The 2,236-nt window shown below is 67.3% G+C and carries 2 protein-coding genes; one reads left to right on the top strand and one right to left on the bottom strand.

The features are described 5' to 3' along the window. Window positions 1–322 (bottom strand): hypothetical protein (locus D7X30_RS43355; protein WP_233592126.1); only part of this gene is annotated, 322 nt, incomplete at its 3' end. Window positions 323–492: 170 nt separating this feature from the next. Here D7X30_RS43355 and D7X30_RS41290 point away from each other — a divergent pair. Next, window positions 493–2,236, top strand: a 1,744-nt coding sequence (locus D7X30_RS41290) for a recombinase family protein (protein WP_147443448.1), incomplete at its 3' end; no start/stop codon positions are given.

A 2,236-nucleotide genomic window follows, 5' to 3' on the forward strand; every position in this document is an offset into this window, starting at 1 on the left:
GCAGCGCCCCGTTCATTCTGCCGTAGGCATCTCGGAAGTTGCCCAGGTCCACTACCGATGGCACCCCTTGGTGGGCCAGCAGGTGCCCGTCCTGTACCGCGAACTCCGCCGAGGGGAGCGGGTTGCCATTTGCGAGCTGCCCGATGGCTCGCGAGCGGTTGTGCCGGCATGGATGCTGGAGCGAGCGCCCTGCGCGGCCCTGCTGCTCGGTGGTCCGCAGTGTTCTCTCGAAACGCTTCGCAATCTGCGCCGGTTTCTCGACGCGCTGGCGTCCGAGCACGCGTCGGCAGCCACCACAGGCTTGGTGGTGGAGGGCGCGCATGGCCAACCACCAGGCAAGAAAGCCGAAGCAACTCTCGCTACCACTCGCAAGAGCGTCGAGTCCCCGGGTCATCGAAACACAGCACCCTCAGGTGGTGGTGCTCCTCGCGCAGCTCCTGCTGAGCGCAGCGCCTCCGAACAGCCGCGCCGACAGCGCCGCGGAGGCCGACAATGACCCGTGCTGAGTTGCCCGAGACGGTCCTGCAGCGGCGCGCCATCATCTACGTCCGCCAATCCACCATGGCGCAGGTCCAGGACAACATGGAGAGCCAGCGCCGTCAGTATGCGCTCGCAGACCTGGCCCGCGCTTACGGCTTCCGCGACGTCGTCACCATTGACGACGACCTTGGCCGCTCGGCCAGCGGACTGAGCGCCCGTCCAGGCTTCGAGGCACTGGTGGCACAGTTGTGCCAGGGCAGCGTCGGAGCTGTCTTCTGCCTGGAGGCCTCCCGTCTGGCTCGCAACGGCCGCGAGTGGCACCACCTCCTCGAGTTGTGTGGCCTCGTGGACGCCCGCGTTGTCGATGGCGACGGTGCCTATGACCCGAGTGTGCCGAATGACCGGCTGCTTCTCGGATTGAAAGGGACCATCAGCGAGTTCGAGCTGACCCTGATGCGGCGACGGCTCATTGACGGAGCGCAGGCCAAGGCACTGCGAGGGGAACTCCATATTCCCGTGCCGGTCGGCTACCTGTGGACCCAGGACGCGGCCTTGGAAATGGATCCGGACCGTCGCGTGCAGGAAGCCATCCATACGGTCTTCCGACTCTTCGAGCGACTGGAGAGCGCGCGGCAGGTGCATCTGGCCATGTGCCGCGAGCGCCACCTGTTTCCACGGCCAAGTGATGGCAAGCGGTGGGGGGCGCCCCGGTGCTGGACGCCACCGACTTACCGCAACATCATCAGCGTGTTGCAGAACCCCGTCTACGCGGGCGTGTATGCGTATGGAAAATCGACCCAGCGCACCCAGCTTGTCGCTGGGCGCCTGACAAAGAGCTACGGGCACCCTCGTCCCATGCACCTGTGGACGGTGCTGCTGCGAGACCACCATGCTGGCTACATCCGCTGGGAAGAGTTCGAGCGCAACCAGGAACGCTTGCGGCGCAATGCGCACCGCCGCCCTGCTGGCAGCGCGAAGGCGGCAAGAGGTGGAGGGGCCCTGCTTTCGGGCTTGCTGCGCTGCCACCGCTGTGGACGCATGCTCTTCGTGTCATATACCGGGCGTCCGCCGCGCCGGGCGCGCTACCTCTGCCACCGAGGCCGCGAGGCCCACGGCACCGCGCCCTGCATCTCCTTCGGCGCCTCCCGGCCAGATGACCTCGTTGCCGCCGAAGTGCTGCGGGCCGTTGCTCCCGTCGCCGTGGAGGCAGCGATAGCCGCCATGAGCCTTGCCCAGCAGCAACACGCCGAGCGGCGTCGCGCCCTTGAGCTTGAGAGGGAGCAGGCGCACTACGAGGTGCGTCTGGCGCAGCGCCGCTACGAGGCCGTCGACCCAGACAATCGACTCGTCGCCGGGGAACTGGAAGCACGGTGGAATGCTGCGCTCACGCAACTGAGTGCATGTGAGCAACGCCTCAGCGAGAGAGAGCCCGAGCATGCCGCCGTCTCCGACCGCGAAGCGCTACTACGCCTGGCGGAAGACCTGCGCGGAGCGTGGGACGCCCCCGGAACGGACGCCGCCGTGAAGCAGCGCCTGGTGCGCACCCTGATTGAGGAGATAGTCGTCGACGTCGACGATGCCCGCCGAGAACTGGTGCTCGTCATCCACTGGCGGGGCGGGCAACATTCGGAGGTGCGGGCACGCAAGCCCTCCACGGGAGAGCACCGCAGGCACGCCTCCGCCGACGCGGATGCACTGATTCGTGCGATGGCGGGCGAGCAGGCTGACGCAGCCATCGCGGTACGTCTCAACCGGG

Origin of the sequence: Corallococcus sp. AB011P (genome assembly GCF_003611605.1) — a bacterium.
Taxonomy (GTDB): domain Bacteria; phylum Myxococcota; class Myxococcia; order Myxococcales; family Myxococcaceae; genus Corallococcus; species Corallococcus coralloides.